Source organism: Microbacterium sp. ZKA21 (assembly GCF_050434165.1).
In the GTDB taxonomy this organism is placed as follows: domain Bacteria; phylum Actinomycetota; class Actinomycetes; order Actinomycetales; family Microbacteriaceae; genus Microbacterium.
Genome location: NZ_JBNPVV010000007.1, coordinates 121,885 through 138,099 on the forward strand (window position 1 = coordinate 121,885; position 16,215 = coordinate 138,099).

The 16,215-nt window shown below is 67.0% G+C and carries 9 protein-coding genes and 1 tRNA gene; 2 read left to right on the forward strand and 8 right to left on the reverse strand.

The genetic code is table 11. The features are described from left to right. Positions 1 to 23: 23 nt before the first annotated feature. Both M2317_RS14680 and M2317_RS14685 read right to left on the reverse strand, forming a co-directional pair. Positions 24 to 105, reverse strand: a tRNA-Tyr gene (locus M2317_RS14680). An 86-nt stretch (positions 106 to 191) separates the two neighbouring features. Continuing rightward, complete coding sequence (locus tag M2317_RS14685) at positions 192 to 1,115, reverse strand: carbohydrate kinase family protein (protein ID WP_429461375.1); 924 nt, start codon at positions 1,113 to 1,115, stop codon at positions 192 to 194. 68 nt (positions 1,116 to 1,183) lie between these two features. Here M2317_RS14685 and M2317_RS14690 point away from each other — a divergent pair, with 68 nt between their 5' ends. Beyond that, on the forward strand, positions 1,184 to 1,831 hold the full coding sequence (locus M2317_RS14690) for a hypothetical protein (RefSeq protein ID WP_429461377.1): 648 nt from the start codon (positions 1,184 to 1,186) through the stop codon (positions 1,829 to 1,831). Positions 1,832 to 2,156: 325 nt separating this feature from the next. On the opposite strand, the gene rpoC is transcribed toward M2317_RS14690, so the two are convergent. From rpoC to M2317_RS14720, 6 genes are all read right to left on the reverse strand, one after another. Then, positions 2,157 to 6,032 carry a DNA-directed RNA polymerase subunit beta' gene (gene rpoC, locus M2317_RS14695; RefSeq protein ID WP_429461379.1) on the reverse strand — a complete coding sequence of 1,292 codons (3,876 nt, stop codon included), beginning with the start codon at positions 6,030 to 6,032 and terminating at the stop codon, positions 2,157 to 2,159. 48 nt (positions 6,033 to 6,080) lie between these two features. Continuing rightward, positions 6,081 to 9,578: a DNA-directed RNA polymerase subunit beta gene (locus M2317_RS14700; RefSeq protein WP_429461381.1), complete on the reverse strand. Its 3,498-nt coding sequence runs from the start codon at positions 9,576 to 9,578 to the stop codon at positions 6,081 to 6,083. Positions 9,579 to 9,784: 206 nt separating this feature from the next. After that, positions 9,785 to 11,473, reverse strand: a complete 1,689-nt coding sequence (locus M2317_RS14705) for an ABC transporter ATP-binding protein (RefSeq protein ID WP_429461383.1) — start codon at positions 11,471 to 11,473, stop codon at positions 9,785 to 9,787. A 20-nt stretch (positions 11,474 to 11,493) separates the two neighbouring features. Continuing rightward, a complete protein-coding gene (locus tag M2317_RS14710) occupies positions 11,494 to 12,444 on the reverse strand; it encodes an ABC transporter permease (protein ID WP_429461385.1) in 951 nt (316 codons plus the stop codon). After that, on the reverse strand, positions 12,441 to 13,445 hold the full coding sequence (locus M2317_RS14715; protein WP_429461387.1) for an ABC transporter permease: 1,005 nt from the start codon (positions 13,443 to 13,445) through the stop codon (positions 12,441 to 12,443). Before M2317_RS14715 ends, M2317_RS14710 begins: the two co-directional genes overlap by 4 nt. 72 nt (positions 13,446 to 13,517) lie before the next feature. Then, a complete protein-coding gene (locus tag M2317_RS14720) occupies positions 13,518 to 15,191 on the reverse strand; it encodes an ABC transporter substrate-binding protein (protein WP_429461389.1) in 1,674 nt (557 codons plus the stop codon). A gap of 198 nt (positions 15,192 to 15,389) precedes the next feature. Between M2317_RS14720 and M2317_RS14725 the strand changes: the two genes are divergently transcribed. Then, entirely contained in the window at positions 15,390 to 16,208 is an 819-nt protein-coding gene (locus tag M2317_RS14725) for a hypothetical protein (RefSeq protein ID WP_429461391.1), read from the forward strand. Positions 16,209 to 16,215 lie beyond the last annotated feature (7 nt).

Sequence of the window (16,215 nt, forward strand, 5' to 3'; positions counted from 1 at the left end):
ATAACCGCGTAATTCCGGGGCTGTGGCGAGTGAGGGATTCGAACCCCCGAATGCAGAGCAGTCTGATTTACAGTCAGATCCCTTTGGCCGCTTGGGTAACTCGCCAATGCACACCCGTCCGGCTTGTTCAGCCAACCGGGGGCGCGAAAATCCATCATACCTGCGCGAGGCGGGCGGGAGAAATCGAGCGATCAGGTGCTCAGACCGGCACCATCACGCGCGGTCAAGGACTCCGGCGTGCGCAGCAGTCCGCCCTCGGCACGGCACGTCGCGGCCGCGACCGCCATCGCCCGATCCAAGAGGTCCTGCCAGGCGTCGCCGTCCGACGGCGCTCCCCCGACGAGCCCCGCTGCCACGGCCGCGAGCGTGGAGTCGCCGGCCCCGACCGTATCCACGACGAGACCTGGGAGCGCGGCGATGGGAGCGTGGAACGTCCCGGCATCCGATACGAGGACGGCGCCGTCCGCTCCGGCCGTCGCGAGCACCGCAGCGGCACCGAGCTCGCGCAGGCGATCGCGCAGGGCATCGAGGTCGCCGTCGTACAGCAGCGCCGCATCGTCAGCGCCGACTTTGACGATCTCGGCGCCGGAGGCCAGTGGCTCGAACCCGGCGACGAATGCGTCGCGGTCGCTCAGCATCCCGGATCGCGGGTTCGGATCGATCGCGAGCCTCGCGCCCGGCAGCACCGCACCGAGAGCGGCGACTTCTGCCGGGACATCGAAAGGGAAGCAGCTGATCGCCACGAGGTCCGCCTGCGCGATCGCCCGCTTCGCCTCATCGTCGTAGCGGATCGTGCGCTGCTGCGCCGCGCGGTTGAAGACATAACTCGGCTCGCCGGAGGCTGAGCGCGTGACGATCGCGCGTGACGATCCGTTCGGCGCCGCCGTCGCGATCAGCCGCACGTCGTGATCGTGCACGTACTCGCGGATGTGCGCGCCGGCCTCATCATCGCCCACCATCGCGATCAACGACGTTTCGACACCCAGTCGCCGGAGTCCGACGGCGACGTTGAGCGCCGCTCCGCCGACCAGCTCCCGGATGCCGGCGTCATCACGGATCTCATCGATCAGAGCATCGCCGATCACGACGACGCGTCCTGCAGCCTGTGCACTCACGTGACGAACCTACCCTCTCCACGCCGCGCCGACGCCGTATCGCCCCCGCCCCGCGATACCGTGACGGCATGAACGCGCGCACCGCCCCGATCGCCGCGGCAGTCCTGTTGACCGTCGCACTGGTCGGATGCTCCCCCACCGCCCCCTCGGACGGTTCCGGCGCCGAGTCGAGCGCCTCGGCGGATCCGTCCACGAGTCCGTCCGAGTCGGCGACCCCGCGTCCGGTCCTCACACCTCCGACGATCACGATGCCGACGGACTGCCGTGCCATCCTGTCCGAATCGCTGCTGGATCTGCTCGCTGACGTGCCGCTCAACGACAAGGCCTTCGCACCGACAGGCGTCCAGGACGACGGCTCGCTGATCTGCGCCTGGGGCGACCCGAAAGCCGACACCACCGGCCTCGTGACGACGATCTCGGTCGTTCCCCGTGAGGAGGCGATGGCGGACCTCAACAAACTCGCCGAAGACGACGGCTTCACGTGCTACCAGCCGGATGCCGGAGTCCGCTGTGAGAAGACGTGGGAGAACGAGGACTACCCGGTCACCGACGGCCGCACCCTGTACTGGCGCGACGACGTGCTGATCGACACGAAGTACTCGAACCTGGCCCCTCCCGGCTACACCGCCGACATCGCCGTGCACCTGTTCGGCAAGTCCACTCCGGCGCCGACCCCCACGACGAGCCCGACTCCGACTCCGACGCCTGCGGCCTGACGAGCGGATGCCGCGGCATCCGCAGCTCTTCCTGCCTGCGTTCGGTCACACTTCGGGCGACCAGAAGCTGCGCGAACTCACCTGAAGCGCGACCGGACAGGCCGATCGGTCATGCTTCAGGCGACATCAGGCGCTCCGAACCCGCCTCAGGCGTGTCCGTGCCGGCGTGCACACAAGCCGAACACGGAACGACGAAGGCCCCGATCCCTTGCGGGATCGGGGCCTTGTCAGTGACTCAGCTCGGCTCAGTTGTATCGCGACTTCGTCGCTCTACAGCCTCATTCGGCGCGGCCGGACGAGCAAGCTCGCCCGGCTCTCGCCTCAATCAGTTGTAGGTGCCGGGCGTGACGTCATCGGTCGAGAACGCGTCGAAGTCGACGTAACCGAAGTCGCCGTCGGCGTACGCACCGTCGGACGCGAAGATCCGGTTCGGGTAGCGCTCGCTCTTGGCCTCCTCGGTGGCCTCCACCGTGATGTTGCGGTACTTGGACAGACCGGTTCCGGCGGGGATGAGCTTACCGATGATGACGTTCTCCTTGAGACCGACCAGCGGGTCGCGCTTGCCCTCCATGGCGGCCTGCGTGAGAACGCGGGTCGTCTCCTGGAAGGAAGCGGCCGACAGCCAGGACTCCGTGGCGAGCGACGCCTTGGTGATACCCATGAGCTCCGGGCGACCGGACGCGGGACGCTTGCCCTCGCCGACGGCCTCGCGGTTGATCCCCTGGTAGCGCTTGAGGTCCACCATCTCGCCGGGAAGCAGCGTGGTGTCGCCGTGGTCAACCACGGTCACCTTGCGCAGCATCTGACGGACGATGACCTCGATGTGCTTGTCGTGGATCGGCACGCCCTGCGAACGGTAGACGCCCTGGACGCCGCCGACGAGGTACCGCTGCACCTCGCGAGCACCGAGGACACGCATGACCTCCTTGGGGTCGAGCGTGCCGACCTGCAGGGGCTGACCGACCGTGACGTGCTGACCGTCCTCGACGAGAAGCGTCGCACGCTTCAGGACCGGGTAGATCACTGCCTCGTCGCCGTTGTCGGGCGTGAGGATGACCTTCTTGGCCTTGTCCGTCTCGTCGATCGTGATGCGACCGTCCGCCTCGGCGATCGGGGACGCACCCTTGGGGGTACGCGCCTCGAACAGCTCCTGCACACGGGGCAGACCCTGGGTGATGTCATCCGCCGACGCCGAACCACCGGTGTGGAACGTACGCATCGTCAGCTGAGTACCGGGCTCACCGATCGACTGAGCGGCGATGATGCCGACGGCCTCACCGATGTCGACGGTCTTGCCGGTCGCGAGCGAACGGCCGTAGCACTGCGCGCAGACACCGACAGCCGAGTCGCACGTCAGGACCGAGCGGACCTTGATGGCCTCGACGCCGAGCCCGACGAGCTTGTCGATCAGGACGTCTCCGACATCCTCACCGGCGGTCGCAACGACCTCGCCCTTCGCGTCGACGACGTCGGACGCGAGCGTACGGGCGAACACGGAGTTCTCCACGTTCGCGTCGCGCACCAGCTCGCCGGCCGAGTTCGCAGCGGCGATCGGGAGCTCAAGGCCCTTCGACGTGCCGCAGTCCTCTTCGCGGATGATGACGTCCTGCGAGACATCCACCAGACGACGGGTCAGGTAACCCGAGTCGGCGGTACGCAGAGCGGTGTCGGCAAGGCCCTTACGGGTACCGTGCGTCGCGATGAAGTACTCGGCGACCGACAGCCCCTCGCGGTACGAGGAGATGATCGGGCGAGGGATGATCTCACCCTTCGGGTTGTTCACCAGGCCTCGCATACCCGCGATGTTGCGGATCTGCAGCCAGTTACCACGAGCACCCGAGGACACCATGCGGTTGATGGTGTTGTCCTCCGGGAAGTTCGCCCGCATGGCGGCCTGAACCTCGTCGGTGGCCTCGGTCCAGATCTTGATGAGCTCCTGACGACGCTCGGCGTCGGTGGTGAGACCCTTCTCGTACTGGGACTGGACCTTCGCGGCCTGCTTCTCGTAGCCCGCGACGATCTCGGCCTTGTTCGGCGGCGTGAGGATGTCGCTCAGAGCAACGGTCACACCCGAGCGCGTGGCCCAGTAGAAACCGGCGTTCTTGATGCGGTCCAGCGTGGCGGCCGTCTCGACCTTGGGGTACTCCTCGGCCAGCTTGTTGACGATCTGCGACAGCTTGCCCTTGTCGGCCTGCTCGCGGACGAACGGGTAGCCCTTGGGGAGCGTGTCGTTGAAGATCGCCTGGCCGAGCGAGGCGTCCACGAGGCCGTGGCGCTCGTAGCCCTCGGGGGCTTCGCCCTCGAGGAAGGTCAGACCCGGGATGCGGATGCGGACCTTCGCCTGCAGGTCGAGGGATCCCTCGTCCTTCGCGAGCAGCGCCTCGGCGACGGAGCCGAATGCACGCCCCTCGCCCGATGCGCCGGCCTTGACCGTGGTCAGGTGGTGCAGACCGATGATCATGTCCTGCGAGGGCAGGGTGACCGGACGACCGTCCGACGGCTTCAGGATGTTGTTCGAGGCGAGCATCAGCACGCGGGCCTCGGCCTGGGCCTCGACCGACAGCGGCAGATGCACAGCCATCTGGTCACCGTCGAAGTCGGCGTTGAAGGCCGCGCAGACGAGCGGGTGCAGCTGGATGGCCTTGCCCTCGACGAGCTGCGGCTCGAACGCCTGGATGCCGAGACGGTGCAGGGTGGGTGCACGGTTCAGCAGCACGGGGCGCTCGCGGATGATCTCCTCGAGCACGTCCCAGACCTCGGGACGCGTGCGCTCGACGGCGCGCTTGGCCGCCTTGATGTTCTGCGAGTGACCGAGGTCGATCAGACGCTTGATCACGAACGGCTTGAACAGCTCGAGCGCCATCTGCTTGGGCAGACCGCACTGGTGCAGGTTCAGCTGCGGGCCGACGACGATGACCGAACGGCCCGAGTAGTCGACACGCTTTCCGAGCAGGTTCTGGCGGAAACGACCCTGCTTTCCCTTGAGCATGTCGCTCAGGGACTTCAGGGCGCGGTTGCCGGTACCGGTGACGGGGCGACCACGGCGGCCGTTGTCGAACAGTGCGTCGACGGCCTCCTGCAGCATGCGCTTCTCGTTGTTGACGATGATCTCGGGAGCACCGAGGTCGATCAGACGACGAAGACGGTTGTTGCGGTTGATCACGCGGCGGTACAGGTCGTTCAGGTCGCTGGTCGCGAAGCGGCCACCGTCCAGCTGCACCATCGGGCGCAGCTCCGGCGGGATCACCGGGACGACGTCCAGCACCATCGCGGCCGGGCTCATGCCGGTCTCGAGGAACGAGCTGACGACCTTCAGGCGCTTGATCGCACGGATCTTGCGCTGGCCCTTGCCCTCGGAGATCTGCAGACGCAGGTTCTCGGCCTCGGCAGCCAGATCGAACGCGGCCAGACGGCGCTGGATCGACTCGGCGCCCATGTAGGCCTCGAAGTACTGACCGAACCGGTCCTGCAGCTCGTGGAAGACGTCGTCCTCGGGACGGAGCGCGCCGACCTCGAGCGTGCGGAAGTCCTCCCACACGCGCTCGAGCTTGGCGATCTGCTCGTCGGTGCCCTTGCGGACGAGGCCCATCTCCTTCTCGGCGGCGTCCTTGACCTTCTTCTTGGCGTCCGCCTTGGCACCCTCGGCCTCCAGGGCCGCGAGCTCCTCCTCCAGCTTGGCCAGACGAGCCGCGATCTTGGAGTCGCGACGGTCGGCGAGCGTCTTCAGCTCGAGACGGATGTTGTTCTCCTGCGTGGCCAGGTCGCGGTGACGAGCTTCCTCGTCGACCGAGATGACCATGTAGGCCGCGAAGTAGATGACCTTCTCGAGGTCCTTGGGCGCCATGTCCAGCAGGTATCCGAGGCGCGACGGGACGCCCTTGAAGTACCAGATGTGCGTGACGGGCGCCGCCAGCTCGATGTGGCCCATGCGCTCACGGCGGACGGAGCTCTTGGTGACCTCCACGCCGCAGCGCTCGCAGACGATGCCCTTGAAGCGGACTCGCTTGTACTTGCCGCAGGCGCACTCCCAGTCGCGGCTGGGTCCGAAGATCTGCTCGCCGAAGAGGCCGTCCTTCTCGGGCTTGAGCGTGCGGTAGTTGATGGTTTCGGGCTTCTTGACCTCACCGTACGACCATCCGCGGATGTCGTCTGCGGTGGCGAGGCCGATGCGAAGCTCATCGAAGGTTGTTGCGTCGAGCACTAGTTCTCCTGTGTCGAAATTCTTAAGGAATCAGGTGATCCGACGAGATCAGATCTCGTCGATCGAAGCGGACTCGAAGCGGCTGGAGATGTTGATCCCCAGCTCCTCAGCTGCGCGGAAGGCCTCGTCGTCGGTGTCGCGGAGGTTGACCGCCGTGCCGTCGGCCGAGAGGACCTCGACGTTCAGGCAGAGCGACTGCATCTCCTTCATGAGCACCTTGAACGACTCCGGGATGCCGGGCTCCTGGATGTTCTCGCCCTTGACGATGGCCTCGTACACCTTGACGCGGCCGAGGATGTCGTCGGACTTGATCGTGAGGAGCTCCTGCAGCGCGTAGGCGGCGCCGTAGGCCTCGAGGGCCCACACCTCCATCTCGCCGAAGCGCTGTCCACCGAACTGCGCCTTACCACCGAGCGGCTGCTGGGTGATCATCGAGTACGGACCGGTCGAACGCGCGTGGATCTTGTCGTCGACGAGGTGGTGCAGCTTCAGGATGTACATGTAGCCCACCGAGATCGGCGCCGGGAACGGCTCGCCGGAGCGGCCGTCGAACAGCTGCGTCTTTCCGGAGCGGTCGATCAGGCGCACACCGTCGCGCGTCGGCAGCGTGGAGTCGAGCAGACCTGCGATCTCCTGCTCCTCGGCACCGTCGAACACCGGGGTGGCGACCTTCGTGCCGGGCGCAGCCTCGAAGGCATCCTTCGGCAGGTGGACAGCCCACTCCGGGTTGCCCTCGACCTTCCAGCCCTGCTTGGCGATCCACCCGAGGTGGGTCTCCAGCACCTGGCCGAAGTTCATTCGACCCGGGATTCCGAGCGGGTTCAGGACGATGTCGACGGGAGTTCCGTCCGCGAGGAACGGCATGTCCTCGATCGGGAGGATCTTCGCGATGACACCCTTGTTGCCGTGGCGGCCGGCGAGCTTGTCGCCCTCGGTGATCTTGCGCTTCTGGGCGATGTAGACCACGACGCGACGGTTGACGCCGCTGCCGAGCTCGTCGTCGCCGTCCTCGGCGTTGAACTCCTTGACCGCGATGATCGTGCCCTGCTCGCCGTGGGGCACCTTCAGCGACGTGTCGCGGACCTCGCGGCTCTTCTCGTTGAAGATCGCGCGGAGCAGGCGCTCCTCGGCGCTGAGCTCGGTCTCGCCCTTCGGCGTGACCTTGCCGACGAGGATGTCGCCGGGGCGGACCTCGGCGCCGATGCGGATGATGCCGCGCTCGTCCAGGTCCTTCAGCAGCTCAGGGCTGACGTTGGGGAGATCACGGGTGATCTCCTCCTTGCCGAGCTTGGTGTCGCGGGCGTCGACCTCGTACTCCTCGATGTGGATCGACGAGAGGGTGTCGTCCTTCACCAGGTCCTGGCTCAGGATGATAGCGTCCTCGAAGTTGTAGCCCTCCCACGTCATGAACGCGACGAGGAGGTTCTTTCCGAGGGCGAGCTCGCCGTTCTCGGTCGCGGGGCCATCGGCGATGACCTCGCCCTTCTCCACGCGCTCACCGGCGGAGACGACGACCTTCTGGTTGTAGGACGTGCCCTGGTTCGAGCGGTCGAACTTGCGCAGGTAGTACTCCTGCGTCCCGCCCTCGTCGAGCATGACGACGACGCGGTCGGCGGAGACCTCGGTGACGACACCGGCCTTGTCGGCGGTGAGCACGTCACCGGCGTCGATGGCGGCGAAGCCCTCCATACCGGTTCCGACCAGCGGCGAGTCGCTGCGCAGCAGCGGCACGGCCTGACGCTGCATGTTGGCGCCCATGAGCGCGCGCTGCGCGTCGTCGTGCTCGAGGAACGGCACGAGCGAGGTCGCGACCGACACCATCTGGCGCGGCGAGACGTCCATGAAGCCGATCTCCTCGGGGTGGAACAGGTCCACCTCGCCGTCGCGGCCGCGGCGGGCGAGAACGCGCTCGTCGACGAAGTGGCCGTCCTTCTTCAGGAGGGCGTTCGCCTGGGCGACCACGTGCTCGGCCTCTTCGGATGCCGTGAGGTACACGATCTCCGCGGTGACGACACCGTCGACGACCTTGCGGTACGGGGTCTCGATGAAACCGAACGAGTTGATGCGCGCGAAGGTCGCGAGCGAACCGATCAGACCGATGTTCGGGCCTTCAGGCGTCTCGATCGGGCACATGCGCCCGTAGTGCGACGGGTGGACGTCACGGACCTCGACACCGGCGCGGTCACGCGAGAGACCACCGGGGCCCAGCGCCGAGAGGCGGCGCTTGTGGGTCAGACCAGCGAGGGGGTTGTTCTGGTCCATGAACTGCGACAGCTGCGACGTTCCGAAGAACTCCTTGATCGCGGCGACGACGGGGCGCACGTTGATCAGGGTCTGCGGCGTGATCGCCTCGATGTCCTGCGTGGTCATGCGCTCGCGGACGACGCGCTCCATGCGGGACAGACCGGTGCGGACCTGGTTCTGGATCAGCTCGCCGACCGCGCGGATGCGACGGTTGCCGAAGTTGTCGATGTCGTCGGTGGCCAGACGGATCTCGGCCTTCTTGCCGGCGCGCGTGCCCTCGAAGGTCTCGTCGCCGCGGTGCAGGCGGACGAGGTACTTGATGGTCGCGACGATGTCGTCGACGGTCAGGACCGACTCGTTCAGCGCAGCCTCGAGGCCGAGCTTCTGGTTGATCTTGTAGCGGCCGACCTTCGCCAGGTCGTAGCGCTTCGCGTTGAAGTAGAAGTTGTCCAGCAGCGCGCGGGCGGCCTCGGCGGCGACCTGCTCGCCCGGACGGAGCTTGCGGTAGATGTCGCGGAGCGCGTCTTCCTTGGTGAGGATGGTGTCCTTCGCCAGGGTCTCCTCGATGGAGGGGAAGCCGGCGAACTCGGCGAGGATGTCCTCGCTCGACAGGCCGAGAGCCTTGAGGAACACGGTGACGGACTGCTTGCGCTTGCGGTCGATGCGCACGCCGACCTGGTCGCGCTTGTCGATCTCGAACTCGAGCCAGGCGCCACGGCTGGGGATCACGCGAGCGGAGACGATGTCCTTGTCGCTGGTCTTGTCGGGCGTCTTGTCGAAGTAGACACCGGGCGAGCGGACCAGCTGGGAGACGACGACACGCTCGGTGCCGTTGATGATGAACGTTCCCTTGTCGGTCTGCAGCGGGAAGTCGCCCATGAAGACCGTCTGGGTCTTGATCTCACCGGTCTGGTGGTTCATGAACTCGGCCTCGACGTACAGCGGGGCGGCGTAGGTCTTGCCGCGCTCCTTGCACTCGTCGATCGAGTACTTCTCCGGCTCCAGGTACGGGTTCGTGAAGCTCAGCTGCATGGTTTCGCTGAGGTCTTCGATCGGAGAGATCTCCTCGAAGATCTCCTCGAGCCCTGAGACCTCGTTGACGTCCTTGCGGCCGGCCTCGCGGGCCTCGGCGACGCGGGCCTTCCAGGCCTCGTTGCCGACGAGCCAGTCGAAGGACTCGGTCTGCAGCGCGAGAAGGTCGGGGACCGTCAGCGTGTCGGAGATCTTCGCGAACGAGAGGCGGGATGCTCCGCGTCCGTTCTTGGTGGTGGTGGATGTGGATGCGTTGCGAGCAGCAGCCAAGGGAATAACCTCCGTGAGCCCCGCAGGGCTTCTCGATTCCTTTGTCGTCAGGTGGAGTGCGTCCGAGAGCTCAACATCTGCCGACCACCATATGAGGGCAGGGAGATACGAACGCAAAGATCAACTATACGTCGGATTTCACGACATGTCCAGTCGGTCCTTGACCAATTTCGGATGCTGCGGTAAAAGCCCCGGCATCCGCTGGTTCAGGACGCGATGTTCAGCTCGTTCCCCGGGATCGACGCGAGGAGCCGGCGGGTGTACGGATCGCGCGGATTCGTGAAGATCTCCTCCGAGCTCGCGGCCTCGACCAGCGCGCCATCCTTCATGACGCAGACGTAGTCGCTGATCAGCCGGACGACCGCGAGGTCGTGCGAGATGAACAGGTAACTCAGCCCGTACTCACGCTGCAGGTCGCCCAGCAGGGTGAGGATCTGATCCTGCACGAGCACGTCCAGAGCGGACACCGGTTCATCGCACACGACGAGGTCGGGAGCCAGCGCGAGAGCGCGCGCGATCGCGACCCGCTGCCGCTGCCCGCCGGACAGTTCGGACGGGTACCGCCGCAGCATCGACTGCGGCAGTGCCACGTCGTCGAGGAGCTTGCGCACCCGCGCCCGGCGTTCGGCACGACTGCCGCGCTTGTAGAAGTCCAGCGGCTCCCCGATCAGGCGTTCGATCGTGAACATCGGGTTCAGGCTCGAGTAGGGATCCTGGAAGATCGGCTGCACGCGCTGGCGGAACGAACGGGTCTCCTCCCGGTTCATCCCGGCGATATCGGTGCCGTCGAACCGGATGACGCCGCTGGTCGGTTCGACCACCTTCAGCAGCATCCTGGCGGTCGTCGTCTTGCCCGACCCCGACTCCCCCACGATCGCGACGGTCTCGCCGCGCGGGATGGCGAGCGAGACGTCGTTCACCGCGACGAAGTCCTCGCGGCGTCCGCGGACGGGATAGACCTTCGTGAGGTTCTCGATCTCGACGATGTTGTCGGCGCCCTTCGACAGGCTCGGGGAACTCTGCGGCAGGCTCGAGGTTCTGTCGTCCGCTGAGCCTGCCGAAGCGTCGACGCTCGGGGCCGACTGCGGAATCAGCCGAACGGCTGCGACCGACGGCGCCGCCTGCACGAGCGACTGCGTGTAGGGATGCTGCGGGTTCTCGAGGATCTGCTTCGCGGGACCCTGCTCGACGACCTTCCCCCTGTGCATCACGATCACGCGCTCGGCGCGTTCCGCGGCGAGGCCGAGGTCGTGCGTGATCAGCAGCACGGCGGTGCCGAGTTCGCGGGTCATCGCCCCGATCTGGTCGAGGATCGTCTGCTGCACGGTGACGTCCAGCGCGCTCGTCGGCTCATCGGCGATGAGCAGTCGCGGCTTGCAGGCGAGTCCGATCGCGATCAGCGCGCGCTGGCGCATGCCGCCGGAGAACTCGTGCGGGTACTGCTTCGCGCGTCGCTCCGGATCGGGCAGCCCGGCGGCCGTGAGCGCCTCGACGACCTTGGCCGCCACGTTCTGTCTGGTGGCCAGCCCGTGCGCGAGCAGCGTTTCGGCGACCTGCGTGCCGATCTTCGCGACCGGGTTGAGATTGGACATCGGGTCCTGCGGGACGAGCCCGATGTGACGCCCGCGGATCGTGCGCATCTCATGCTCGGCGGCGTGCGCGATTTCCCGACCGTCCAGGCGGATGCTGCCCGACGTGACATGTCCCCCGCCGGCGAGAAGCCCGATGATCGCCATGGCCGTCGTCGACTTGCCCGATCCGGACTCGCCGACGATCGCGACGGTCTGTCCGGCCGCGATCTCGAGATCCACGCCCTCCACGGCGTGCACGACGCCGTCCGTGGTGGTGAAGTCGACGGTGAGCCCGTCGACCTGCAGCAGGGGCTGCGTGTTCATGACGTTGTCCTTCATGGCGCTCACCGCGCCCTTGTCCGTGGGTCCATCGCTTCACGCAGCGCCTCGCCGAAGAGCGTGAAGCCCAGCGCGGTCACCGCGATGCAGATGCCGGGGAGGAACGCCAGCCAGGGCGCGATCGACAGCTCCGCCTGCGCGTAGGTGAGCATCCGCCCCCACTCGGCCGTCTCCGGGCGTCCACCGCCGAGACCGAGGAAGGAGAGCGCTGCGGCGTCGATGACGGCGGTCGCCAGCGTGAGCGTGCCCTGCACGATGACCGGCCCGATCGCGTTCGGCAGCACGTGCGACATCGTGATGGTGCCGCGACCGAGACCGAGTGTCTGCGCTGAGAGCACATACTCGCTGGAGCGCTGCTGCAGCATCGAGGCCCGCAGCAGTCGGGCGAAGATCGGCACCTGCGACGCCCCGATGGCGATCATCACGGCATACGGGGTCTGTCCCAGGATCGCGGCGATCGAGACGGCGAGCAGCAGGTTCGGCACCGAGAGGATGATGTCCACGATGCGCATGATGAGCGTGTCCACCCAGCCGCCGAAGGTCCCGGCGAGGAGGCCCAGCACCATGCCGCCGACCAGACCGAGCGCGGTCGAGACGACGCCGACCATGAGCGACGCCTGCGCACCCCAGATCAGCTTCGACAGCACGTCGCCGCCGAAGCGATCGAGCCCCAGCGGGAACTGCGCCAGCTCACCGGGGCCGGGGATGTGCGTCGGCGTGATGTGCTTCGCGCCGGGCAGCGCGGTCTCGGGATAGGGCGCCAGCAGCGGCGCGAACAGGGCGATGAGCAGGAAGATCAGCACGATCGCCGCGCCGATCCACGCGGTCGGGTTGTGCCGGAGGCGGCGGAAGACGTCCTGCCAGAAGCCGCCGCTGCTCTTCAGCCCCTCCTGCGCGACGGCGACGGTGTCGATGATCCCGGCGCCCTGCGCCGGGGGAAGGATGGGCGAAGTCATTGGACCCTCACTCTCGGGTCGATCACGCTGTACGAGACGTCCACCGCGAGGTTGATCAGTGCGTAGGCGATCGCGATGAAGATGATGAAGCCCTGCAGCACCGGGAAGTCACGGGTGAAGATCGCCCTGGCCAGGAAGGACCCGATCCCCGGGAAGGCGAACACGGTCTCGGTCAGGACCGCACCGGAGATGAGCAGGCCCGCCTGCAGCCCGATCGTGGTGATCACCGGGAGCATGGCGTTGCGCAGGATGAACCGGCCGCGCAGCACGCCGGGTGCGACGCCCTTGGCCCGGCCCGTGCGCACGTAGTCGGCGTTCTGCACCTCGAGCACACTCGCCCTGGTGATGCGCACGATGATGGCGAGCGGGATGGTCCCGAGCGCCAGCGCGGGCAGGATCAGGTGCAGGATGGCGTCCCACGAGGCATCCAGTTCGCCGGTGATGATGCCGTCCCAGACGTAGAATCCGGTGGGGTGCGTCGCGTCTATCCGGGGATCCTGCCTGCCGTCGGCGGGCAGCCAGCCGAGCTGGACGGCGAAGATGTATTTGAGGATGAACGCGAGGAAGAACACCGGGATGGTGATCCCGACCAGGCTCAGGACGACCGAGGCGTGATCGCTGAGCTTGCCGTGGCGTCGCGCGGCCCAGTAGCCGAGCGGGATGCCGATGCCGATCGCGATGATCAGCGCAGCGACCGAGAGCTCGAGGGTCGCGGGGAAGCGCCGCAGGAACTCCTCGGTGACGGGTCGGTTCGTCTGGATCGAGGTTCCGAAGTCGCCCTGCAGGAGCCGTCCGATCCAGGTGAAGTACTGCTGGATCAGGGGTTCGTTGAATCCGTAGAGCTCGTTGACACGCGCGATCGATTCCGGCGTGGCCTTTTCGCCGAGCAGGGCGACCGCGGGGCCGCCGGGGAGGGCCCTGACCCAGGCGAAGAGCAGGATGCTCAGCCCGAACAGGGTGGGGATGAGAAGCAGCAGTCGCCTGCTGATGGTGCGCAGCACGGATATGTCTCCGGTTTCCGGGTGCGTCCGGCTCCCGTCGTGCGCGGCACGACGGGAGCCGGACGCGCGATGTCACTCGGTCAGGACGATGTCCGTGAAGACCTCGTCATTCACCGGGCTGGCCGGATAGCTCTCGACCCGCGGGTCGAACGCCAGTGTCGGAGCGGGGTGCGCGAGCGGCACGCCGGGGACGAACTGCGCGACGTCCTCGTTGATCTGCTCGTACAGCGGCGTCTGCTCCTCGAGGCTCGAGACGCCGCGCGCCTCGGCCAGCTTCTGGAACAGCTCCGGGTTGTCGAAGCCCCACTCCGAGCTCTGCGCTCCGAAGAAGACGCCGACGAAGTTGTCGGTGTCGTTGTAGTCGCCGGTCCATCCGAGCAGGTGGATGCCGTGATCGGCGGTGCCGGTGGTGCGGTCGAGGTAGTCGATCCACTCCTCGGAAACGGGGGTCGTCTCCACTCCCACCTCGGCGAGCTGGGTCGACAGCACCGTGAAGATCTGCTCGGGGTCCGGCATGTACGGCCGCGAAACGTTGACCGGGTAGTTGAAGTTCAGCTTCAGCGGGTTGGCCTCGGTGTACCCGGCCTCTTCGAGCAGCTGCTTCGCCATGTCGGGGTCGTAGTCGTACGTCGTGACGTCCGGGTTGTAGCCGTTGACGGTGTCGGGCATGAACTCGATCGCCTTCTCCGTGCCCTCCGGAAGGACCTGCGTGATCAGGGCGTCCTTGTCGATCGCGTAGGACAGCGCCTGACGGACCTTGATGTCCTGCAGCTCGGGGATCGCCTGGTTGAAGGCGAGGTACAGGATCGTGAACGGCGGACGCGACACCATCGTGAAGCCGTCCTCCTCGAGGGCCGCCGTGTCGGCGGGGCCGACCAGGTCGTACCCGTCGATGTCGCCCGCTTCGAGGGACTGCCGACGCGCGGTCGGGTCGTCGATCGTGCGGAAGATGATCTCCTCGATCTGGCCCTTCTCGCCCCAGTAGTCGTCGTAGGAGGTCAGTGTGACCTGCTCGCCAGGTGCCCACTCGTCGAACTGGAACGGACCGGTGCCCGCCGGGTGCCCCATGCCGTACTCGGACATCTGCGGCGCGTCGGCGGTGCCGCTCACCTCGTCGGCGCCGAACTCGGCCATCGCGGTCGGGCTCTGCATGGCGAATGCCGGCAGCGACAGCGCAGGGATGAAACCGGCGAACGGCTTGTTCAGCGTGATCGTCGCGGTGTACTCGTCATCGGCGGAGCACGACTTGTACACGGCATCCGCCGCGTTGGACGCATAGCCGTGGAAGAGCTTGGCGTAGTAGTACCCGAAGGCCTCGCTGGCGGCGAGACCGGTCCAGTTGTACCAGCGGTCGAAGTTGGTGCACACGGCCTCGGCGTTGAACGGCGTGCCGTCGTGGAACGTCACGCCCTCCTTGAGGGTGAAGGTGTGCGACATGCCGTCATCGGCGGACTCCCACGACTCGGCGAGCAGCGGGGCGGGGTCGGCGGTGCCGGGTTCGGTGCCGACGAGCCCCTCGAAGATCTGGCGGGAGACGCGGAAGGTCTCGCCGTCCTGCGCGAAGGCGGGGTCGAGGCTCGCGGGATCCGAGGATGCCGCGAAGATGAAGGTCGCGTCGACCTCGCTCGATCCTTCGCCGGTGTCGTCGCCGCGTTCGCTGGCGACGCATCCCGCCAGGAGCAGTGCTGCGGCTGCCGTGCCGGCGACGGCGAGGATTCCTCGACGTCGCAGAGGTGTCTGGTGCATGGGTGATGCCCTTCCCTGTATAGCGCTTCGTTGCGCGCACCGGGAGCGCCGTCGCTCTCGGATACGTGATCCTTAGACGCTACCCAGCCCGCTTCAGGAATCCAATCCCACGCTCATTGCGATCCGGTATCGGCTGTGTAACAGGTGGCGCACGTGCTGCTCACCCGGACCCGACGGCGATGCCGCTAGCCTGCGCTCATGACGCAATCGCGCGCGGGAGCCGACGGGACACCGGTGAAGAACGGCGAGCGCACCACGCCGGCGCAGGCAACGGCGACGGCCGTCGCCGGCTGGGTGGCGTTCGTCGGAGGCTCGCTGCTCTACAGCGCGGTGAGCGGCCGAACACCGACTCTCGTGGCTGCGCTCTGGCTTCTCGCGAGTCCTCCGGTGCTCATCTGGGTCGTACTCGTGCTCGTCCTGGGCCTGCTCCTCCGTCGGGGATCCGGGGTCGTGTTCGCCGTCGTGGCGATCGCGCTCGCTCCGGTCGCGACAGTCATCGCGGCGCTCCTCCCGTTCGGCCAGGGCATGACGGCGACGGGCGCAGTCTGGGTGGCGCTCGTGTGGCAGGCGGCAGGACTCGTCGGGGCGGCCGTCGTCGGTGCGCTGGCAGGCTTCGCCTTCCGCCGACGCACCGATGGGCACCCGGCCCTCGTCACGGCGGCCATCGTGCTGCTCGCAGTCGGCGGCACGTTCGCATTCACACTGCCGATGCTGTGGTTCTCGACGTACTTCTCGATCTGGGAGCCGGCGCCGGCACCATCGGCCGAGGCGATAGGCCGGTATCAGTTCGCTGCAGCGTCCGCTCTCTTCCTGCTGGCGCTGTCCCTCGTCTTCGCGCTGGTCGCACGGCGACGCGGCCTCGCCTGGCTCGTCGGTGGTGCCCTGGTGCTGACGCTGCTGGCGGCGTTCGTGTTCCAGATCCCGCAGGGGCGCTTCTGGCCGAGCGAGCCGGACGTTCCCGAGCCGCGCAATACGCACGTCTGCTTCGGAACGACGGGCGACTGTCCCGGAGGCTAGATTCGAG

Bases quoted from the DNA above. Each gene is read 5' to 3' on its own strand.
- M2317_RS14690 (WP_429461377.1), top strand. From the start codon at position 1,184: ATGAACGCGCGCACCGCCCCGATCGCCGCGGCAGTCCTGTTGACCGTC.
- M2317_RS14705 (WP_429461383.1), bottom strand. From the start codon at position 11,473: ATGAACACGCAGCCCCTGCTGCAGGTCGACGGGCTCACCGTCGACTTC.
- M2317_RS14710 (WP_429461385.1), bottom strand. From the start codon at position 12,444: ATGACTTCGCCCATCCTTCCCCCGGCGCAGGGCGCCGGGATCATCGAC.
- M2317_RS14720 (WP_429461389.1), bottom strand. From the start codon at position 15,191: ATGCACCAGACACCTCTGCGACGTCGAGGAATCCTCGCCGTCGCCGGC.
- M2317_RS14725 (WP_429461391.1), top strand. From the start codon at position 15,390: ATGACGCAATCGCGCGCGGGAGCCGACGGGACACCGGTGAAGAACGGC.